The 7636-nt window shown below is 55.0% G+C and carries 9 protein-coding genes and 1 tRNA gene; 8 read left to right on the top strand and 2 right to left on the bottom strand.

From position 1 onward, the window contains the following. Nucleotides 1-66: 66 nt before the first annotated feature. Nucleotides 67-142, top strand: a tRNA-Trp gene (locus IM273_RS19985). Between the two features lie 100 nt (nucleotides 143-242). On the opposite strand, the gene hdfR is transcribed toward IM273_RS19985, so the two are convergent. After that, the gene (gene hdfR, locus IM273_RS19980; protein ID WP_028014823.1) at nucleotides 243-1064 is read right to left on the bottom strand and encodes an HTH-type transcriptional regulator HdfR; all 822 of its coding nucleotides are present in this window, start codon (nucleotides 1062-1064) and stop codon (nucleotides 243-245) included. A gap of 118 nt (nucleotides 1065-1182) precedes the next feature. Between hdfR and IM273_RS19975 the strand changes: the two genes are divergently transcribed. After that, entirely contained in the window at nucleotides 1183-1521 is a 339-nt protein-coding gene (locus IM273_RS19975) for a DUF413 domain-containing protein (RefSeq protein WP_008501577.1), read from the top strand. A gap of 27 nt (nucleotides 1522-1548) precedes the next feature. On the opposite strand, the gene IM273_RS19970 is transcribed toward IM273_RS19975, so the two are convergent. Then, nucleotides 1549-3069 carry a YifB family Mg chelatase-like AAA ATPase gene (locus IM273_RS19970; protein WP_193051431.1) on the bottom strand — a complete coding sequence of 507 codons (1521 nt, stop codon included), beginning with the start codon at nucleotides 3067-3069 and terminating at the stop codon, nucleotides 1549-1551. A 340-nt stretch (nucleotides 3070-3409) separates the two neighbouring features. Here IM273_RS19970 and ilvL point away from each other — a divergent pair, with 340 nt between their 5' ends. The 6 genes from ilvL to ilvD form a co-directional block, all read left to right on the top strand. Beyond that, nucleotides 3410-3508 (top strand): ilv operon leader peptide, encoded by a 99-nt coding sequence (gene ilvL, locus IM273_RS19965; RefSeq protein ID WP_001311244.1) that lies wholly within the window; start codon nucleotides 3410-3412, stop codon nucleotides 3506-3508. An 86-nt stretch (nucleotides 3509-3594) separates the two neighbouring features. Next, nucleotides 3595-3645 carry a peptide IlvX gene (gene ilvX / locus IM273_RS19960; protein WP_166792073.1) on the top strand — a complete coding sequence of 17 codons (51 nt, stop codon included), beginning with the start codon at nucleotides 3595-3597 and terminating at the stop codon, nucleotides 3643-3645. Nucleotides 3646-3647: 2 nt separating this feature from the next. Continuing rightward, nucleotides 3648-5294 (top strand): acetolactate synthase 2 catalytic subunit, encoded by a 1647-nt coding sequence (gene ilvG / locus IM273_RS19955; protein WP_028014821.1) that lies wholly within the window; start codon nucleotides 3648-3650, stop codon nucleotides 5292-5294. Then, the gene (gene ilvM, locus IM273_RS19950) at nucleotides 5291-5554 is read left to right on the top strand and encodes an acetolactate synthase 2 small subunit (protein ID WP_193051433.1); all 264 of its coding nucleotides are present in this window, start codon (nucleotides 5291-5293) and stop codon (nucleotides 5552-5554) included. Before ilvG ends, ilvM begins: the two co-directional genes overlap by 4 nt. Nucleotides 5555-5572: 18 nt before the next feature. Continuing rightward, on the top strand, nucleotides 5573-6502 hold the full coding sequence (gene ilvE / locus IM273_RS19945; protein WP_003860182.1) for a branched-chain-amino-acid transaminase: 930 nt from the start codon (nucleotides 5573-5575) through the stop codon (nucleotides 6500-6502). A gap of 60 nt (nucleotides 6503-6562) precedes the next feature. Continuing rightward, nucleotides 6563-7636: dihydroxy-acid dehydratase (gene ilvD / locus IM273_RS22540; RefSeq protein ID WP_226857963.1), on the top strand; the 1074-nt coding region annotated here is incomplete at its 3' end.

Genomic DNA, 7636 nt, shown 5'->3' with positions numbered 1-7636 from the left:
TCCGTTCCGCCACTTATTAAGACGTTAAGCCTGCCAGTAATGGCAGGCTTAATGGCAAAAAACTTTAGGGGCGTAGCTCAGTTGGTAGAGCACCGGTCTCCAAAACCGGGTGTCGCGAGTTCGAGTCTCTCCGCCCCTGCCATATAGAATCCTTTGCTTCGGCAAAGGATTTTTTTTTTGCCTGAAACCCGGTGAAATTTCAGCATTCTTAAATGCAGCCAGCGTCCCTGCTGGCCTCAGCATCAATCCATTACATTGATTTTTAATAGATCTTTTATTTGCGATTGCTTGTCGCTATTTTGCAACCAAATCGCATACAGCGGCCGCGAAAGGGTAGTGGAATCCACCACGGTATGCAGTCCAGGCTTGGTGTCTGCCCAACGGACTGGTAACCAGGTGCAACCCTTCAGCAAGGGGAGTTGCTGACAGGCAATCTCGGCAGAACTGGTTGTTAACTGTGGGACATCATCAGGTGCGATCAATCCCGTCTCATGTTGCTGAAAATCAGGTCCCCACTCCAGCCGCAAATAGGTCAGGTCTGCTTTCATCTTTGAGGGTTCAGAAGCATAAAGAGCCAGACCGAACTGTCCAACAATCTGGCTGCTAAATTCGTCCATCTTGGGGGCTTCTGTAGTGATAAGCAGATCCAATTGACGCTCATGAAGTTGCTTAACCAGCGACTGACGTTGCGCAATTCTGGCTTCAAATTGTAAATGGCCATGGGAGTGATATAGCCGGGTAAGCCACTGACTGAGCATGCATTCCCACAGAGATGCGCTGGCCCCTATCGAGAACTCGTTGTGCCTCGACGTATGCGCAACCTCTTTGCGCGCTGCCTGCCAGGTATTCATCAATGTCTCCGCATACGGAAGCAGTTTTTCACCGGCAGGCGTGAGGCGGATATTGTTGCGATGGCGGGTAAAGAGATTCACACCCAATTGATTTTCCAGCTGTCGAATACGAAAACTGACTGCTGACTGCGTCAGGTAAAGGGCTTCAGCGGCTCGCCCGAAGTGACGCGTTCTACTCACTTCAAGGAAAGTTTTTAGCAATTCCGTATCCACATCTTTCTCCGCAAAATAATTTGTCGTTATGATTTAAATGTTTTGTTTTACACTCTGTCAAGCGTAACTAATACTCCGCGCCATAAATAGCTCGGCCAAAGAATTAGGAGCGTGTAGGATGGCGGAAAGCTTTACGACGACTAATCGTTTTTTCGACAATAAACATTATCCGCGCGGGTTCTCTCGTCACGGCGATTTCACCATCAAAGAGGCGCAGCTGCTTGAGCGTCATGGTTATGCCTTTAACGAGCTGGATCTGGGTAAACGTGAGCCTGCAACTGAAGATGAAAAACAGTTTGTCTCAGTGTGCCGTGGTGAGCGTGAGCCGCAGTCTGAAGCAGAACGTGTATGGATCAAGTACATGGCTCGCATTAAGCGTCCAAAACGTTTCCATACGCTGTCTGGCGGTAAACCGCAGATGGAAGGTGCAGAAGACTACACCGAGTCTGACGACTAATAAAAAAAGGGGCTACGGCCCCTTTTTTTATGCCAGTAACTTTTGCAGATGCAAAAGCAAACGATCGATCGCCCGATAGCTCAGCGCTTCCTGCAAGTGTTTCCTCGCAATATCAGTACAGCCCTCCACGTCCGCAATGGTTCTGGCTACTTTTAACAAGCGCTGCCACGCACGTATGGAAAGCCCGAAGCGCGTCAACGTCTCCTCCAGCCAAGCCGCATCTTCAACGTTAAGAGAACAATACTGTCGGATCCCTGCATTATCCAGTCGTGCATTCAGCCTGTTTTGACGGGCATACTGTCTCGCCTGTGCCGCGATAACCCGCTCGCGAACATGCGCGGAGCTTTCACCCAGTTTATCCGTCTGCCTGAGCAGGCCCGGCGGCGGAAGGGGGATTTCCAGTGATAAATCGAAACGGTCGAGAAACGGGCCAGACAGCTTTCCCAGATAGCGCAGCGTCTGCTCTGGCGTACAGCGGTTATGGTTGCCCTGATAATGCCCCGTCGGACTGGGGTTCATCGCCGCCACGAGCTGAAAACGGGCGGGATAGCTTATTTTGGCTCGCGTGCGTGAAATATGTATCTCACCGGATTCAATGGGCTCCCTCAGCGCATCCAGCACGCGGCGCTCAAACTCAGGCAACTCATCGAGAAACAGAATGCCATTGTGTGCCAGCGAGATCTCACCCGGCCCCGGAATAGACCCACCGCCGACCATTGCCGTCAGTGACGCGCTATGATGCGGGGAACGAAAGGGACGTCGACGCCACTGTTTGTGCAACGACGTCGAACCGATCAGGCTATAGATGGCGGCGCTTTCCAGCGCTTCATGGTTATTAAGCGGCGGGAGCAACCCGCTTAGCCTGCTCGCCAGCATGGTTTTGCCCGTACCCGGCGGGCCAATCAGCAGGAGATTGTGCCCACCCGCTGCCGTAATCTCCAGCGCCCGTTTCCCTTGCTCCTGTCCCATGATCTCGCTGAGGTCTTCTGGCGCATCCGCTATAGCCTCGTCGCACTCTTCCGGCTCGGATAGTTCATGGCGGCCTTCCAGCCAGGCGCACACTTCCTGAAGATGCCCGGCGATAAGACATCCCTTTTCTGCAATAAGACTCACTTCTGATGCGTTTTCATTGGCCACAACGATTTGCCGCCCTGCACGTATGGCTTCCAGCGCTCCCGATATCGCACCGGGAACGCCTCTCAGTGCGCCTGTGAGCGCGAGTTCACCCACGAACTCATACGAGCCTAGCCTGGTCGTATTAAGCTGCTCAGAAGCCGCGAGAAGCGCAATTGCGATAGGTAAATCGTATCGCCCACCCTCTTTGGGCAGGTCGGCGGGAGCAAGGTTGATGGTGATCTTCTTTGCGGGGAAGGTATAACCGCTGTTTATTATTGCGCTACGAACGCGGTCCCTGGCCTCTTTAACCGTGGTTTCAGGTAACCCGACAAGCGTGAGTCCGGGCAGCCCATTACTCAAATGAACCTCTACGGAAATAAGCGGAGCCTTTACCCCGAGAGCCGCTCGCGTATAAACAACTGACAGTGACATTTGTACTACCTCCTGGTCTGACTATGCCAGTGCCTGTTTTCTCTGTTTAGCGTCTTTTTACGTATTTACGCCGCCTGTTCAGAGATTTTCAGGGAGCATTGAAACCATTGCATCACCGTGGAAGCACACTCGCAAAATGTAAAAAGACGCGCTTTAAGGTTTAGATCTGCAATAAAAAATGAAAAAAATTCACTTCCAAATTTCCTCATATAAAACAATGCGTTCATAAAATTTGATTCGCTTGCTAACCAAATCCTTCATAAATAAATCTTGTGTTTGATTTAAAAACTGTGATAACTCTTTAGGTATTCCTTCGAACAAGATGCAAAAAGAACTGAAAATGACAGCCCTTCTACGAGTGATTAGCCTGGTCGTGATTAGCGTGGTGGTGATTATTATCCCACCGTGCGGGGCTGCACTTGGACGAGGAAAGGCTTAGAAATCAAGCCGTAACGAACTAAGACCCCCGCACCGAAAGGTCCGGGGGTTTTTTTATGACTAAAAAACTTAAATGAGGAGCAGAGAATGACGACTAGCACAAAATTCTGTTTCTCCAGATTTATGACGGGGAACTAACTATGAATGGGGCACAATGGGTAGTACATGCGTTGCGCGCGCAGGGAGTCGAAACCGTATTCGGTTATCCGGGTGGCGCAATTATGCCGATTTACGATGCACTGTATGACGGCGGCGTGGAACACCTCTTGTGCCGACACGAGCAGGGCGCAGCGATGGCAGCCATTGGTTATGCTCGCGCGACAGGTAAAACCGGTGTGTGCATGGCGACCTCAGGTCCGGGCGCAACGAACCTGATCACCGGTCTGGCTGACGCGCTGCTCGATTCCGTTCCTGTCGTGGCGATTACCGGTCAAGTGGCCTCTCCGTTCATCGGCACCGATGCCTTCCAGGAAGTAGACGTCCTCGGCTTATCGCTGGCTTGCACCAAGCACAGCTTCCTCGTTCAGTCCCTCGAAGAGCTGCCGCGCGTGATGGCCGAAGCGTTCGAGGTTGCCAGTTCTGGCCGTCCTGGCCCGGTTCTGGTGGATATCCCGAAAGATATCCAGGTTGCACTTGGCGATCTGGAGCCGCATTTCTCCACCGTGAAAAGCGACGATGCGTTTCCGCATGCAGACGTTGAAGAAGCGCGTCAGATGATGGCGCAGGCGAAGCAGCCGATGCTGTACGTCGGTGGCGGGGTGGGTATGGCGCAGGCTGTTCCGGCGCTTCGCGCGTTTCTTGCAACCACGCAAATGCCCGCCACCTGCACCCTGAAAGGTCTGGGTGCGGTAGACGCGGACTACCCCTACTACCTCGGCATGCTGGGAATGCACGGCACTAAAGCGGCAAACCTGGCGGTGCAGGAATGCGACTTGCTTATCGTCGCAGGCGCCCGTTTTGACGACCGCGTCACCGGCAAGCTGAATACCTTCGCGCCGAATGCCAAAGTGATCCATATGGATATCGACCCGGCGGAGATGAACAAACTGCGTCAGGCGCACGTGGCGTTGCAGGGCGATCTTAACGCGCTGTTACCGGCGCTGGAGCAGCCGCTGGATATCAACGCATGGCGTCAGCACACCGCAGACATGCGCGCTGAGCATGCCTGGCGTTACGACCACCCCGGCGATGCCATCTATGCGCCGCTGCTGTTGAAGCAGTTGTCCGACCGTAAACCCGCGGACAGCGTGGTGACGACCGATGTGGGCCAGCATCAGATGTGGTCAGCCCAGCATATGACCTACACCCGCCCGGAGAACTTCATCACCTCCAGCGGCTTAGGCACGATGGGCTTTGGCCTGCCGGCAGCCGTAGGCGCACAGGTGGCCCGCCCGAACGATACCGTGATCTGTATCTCCGGTGACGGCTCCTTCATGATGAACGTTCAGGAGCTCGGCACCGTGAAGCGCAAGCAGTTACCGCTGAAGATCGTGTTGCTCGATAACCAGCGTTTAGGGATGGTTCGCCAGTGGCAGCAGCTGTTCTTCCAGGAGCGTTACAGCGAAACAACCCTGACCGATAACCCCGATTTCCTCACCCTGGCCAGCGCCTTCGGCATTCCTGGCCAGCACATCACCCGTAAAGACCAGGTTGAAGCGGCACTCGACACCATGCTGTCAAGCGAAGGGCCATACCTGCTTCATGTCTCAATCGACGAGCTTGAGAACGTCTGGCCGTTGGTACCGCCCGGTGCCAGTAACTCACAAATGCTGGAGAAATTATCATGATGCAACATCAGGTCGCCGTGCATGCTCGCTTCAACCCGGAAACGTTAGAACGCGTTTTGCGTGTGGTCCGACACCGTGGTTTTCAGATTTGCTCTATGAATATGGAAACGGCCACCGACGCCCAGAACATCAGTATCGAATTAACCGTTGCCAGCCCGCGGCCGGTCGACTTACTGTTTAGTCAGTTATCAAAGCTGGTAGACGTTGCCCATGTTGCCATCTGCCAGAGCACAACCACATCACAACAAATCCGCGCTTGAGCGTGACAGGACGAAAAAATGACGACAAAAAAAGCTGATTACATTTGGTTCAATGGTGAGATGGTTCGCTGGGAAGACGCGAAAGTTCACGTGATGTCCCACGCGCTGCACTACGGTACCTCCGTGTTTGAAGGCATCCGTTGCTACGATTCTCACAAAGGGCCAGTGGTGTTCCGCCATCGCGAACACATGCAGCGTCTGCATGACTCAGCCAAAATTTATCGTTTTCCGGTCTCTCAAAGCGTTGATGAGCTGATGGAAGCCTGCCGCGAAGTGATTCGCCAGAACAAACTGACCAGCGCCTATATTCGCCCGCTGGTCTTCGTGGGTGACGTGGGCATGGGCGTGAACCCGCCGGCCGGTTACAACACCGATGTGATCATTGCTGCGTTCCCGTGGGGCGCCTACCTGGGCGCAGAAGCACTGGATCAGGGGATCGACGCAATGGTTTCTTCCTGGAACCGCGTGGCGCCAAACACCATCCCGACTGCCGCAAAAGCGGGCGGTAACTACCTCTCCTCATTGCTGGTCGGCAGCGAAGCGCGCCGCCACGGCTATCAGGAAGGCATCGCCCTCGACGTGAACGGCTACATCTCAGAAGGCGCGGGCGAAAACCTGTTTGAAGTAAAAGACGGCATTCTGTTTACCCCACCGTTCACCTCTTCCGCGCTGCCGGGCATCACCCGTGATGCGATCATCAAGCTGGCGAAAGATCTGGGTATCGAAGTGCGCGAGCAGGTGCTGTCCCGCGAATCCCTCTACCTGGCAGACGAAGTGTTCATGTCCGGTACCGCGGCTGAAATCACGCCGGTTCGCAGCGTCGACGGTATCCAGGTGGGCGAAGGCCGCTGTGGCCCGGTGACCAAACGCATCCAGCAAGCCTTCTTCGGCCTCTTCACCGGCGAAACAGAAGACAAATACGGCTGGTTGGATCAGGTTAATCACTAAATATAAATGTGGGACGGCACGCACCGTCCCATTAAATAGTCAGACGGGAGTCAATAAAGCATGCCTAAGTATCGTTCAGCCACCACCACCCACGGCCGTAACATGGCGGGTGCCCGCGCACTGTGGCGCGCCACCGGAATGACCGACGCCGATTTCGGCAAGCCAATTATCGCCGTGGTGAACTCTTTCACCCAGTTTGTACCGGGCCACGTGCATCTGCGCGATCTCGGTAAGCTGGTTGCCGAGCAAATCGAAGCCTCCGGCGGCGTGGCGAAAGAGTTCAACACCATTGCGGTGGATGACGGTATCGCAATGGGCCACGGGGGAATGCTCTATTCACTGCCGTCGCGCGAGCTGATCGCCGACTCGGTGGAGTATATGGTCAACGCCCACTGCGCCGATGCGATGGTCTGTATCTCCAACTGCGACAAAATCACCCCGGGGATGCTGATGGCCTCCCTGCGTCTGAACATTCCGGTGATCTTCGTCTCCGGCGGTCCGATGGAGGCGGGTAAAACCAAGCTCTCCGACAAAATCATCAAGCTCGACCTGGTCGATGCGATGATCCAGGGCGCAGACCCGAAAGTCTCTGACGAGCAGAGCGATCAGGTGGAACGCTCCGCGTGCCCGACCTGCGGCTCTTGTTCCGGCATGTTCACGGCCAACTCCATGAACTGCCTGACCGAAGCGCTGGGCCTTTCCCAGCCGGGCAACGGCTCGCTGCTGGCGACCCACGCCGACCGTAAGCAGCTGTTCCTCAACGCCGGTAAACGTATCGTTGAGCTGACCAAACGCTACTACGAGCAGGACGATGCCAGCGCGCTGCCGCGCAGTATCGCCAGTAAAGCGGCGTTCGAAAACGCCATGACGCTGGATATCGCCATGGGCGGCTCCACTAACACCGTTCTGCACCTGCTGGCCGCCGCGCAGGAAGCCGAAATCGACTTCACCATGAGCGACATCGACAAGCTCTCCCGCAAAGTGCCGCAGCTGTGTAAAGTCGCGCCGAGTACCCAGAAGTACCACATGGAAGACGTGCACCGTGCGGGTGGCGTCATCGGTATCCTGGGCGAGCTGGATCGCGCCGGGCTGCTGAACCGCGACGTGAAAAACGTGCTTGGCCTGACGCTGCCG

The sequence above is a fragment of the Enterobacter cloacae complex sp. P13B genome, assembly GCF_014895915.1.
In the GTDB taxonomy this organism is placed as follows: Bacteria; Pseudomonadota; Gammaproteobacteria; order Enterobacterales; family Enterobacteriaceae; genus Enterobacter; species Enterobacter bugandensis.
The sequence above is the reverse complement of the archived record's forward strand: the minus strand, read 5'-3'. Positions and strand labels throughout refer to the sequence as shown.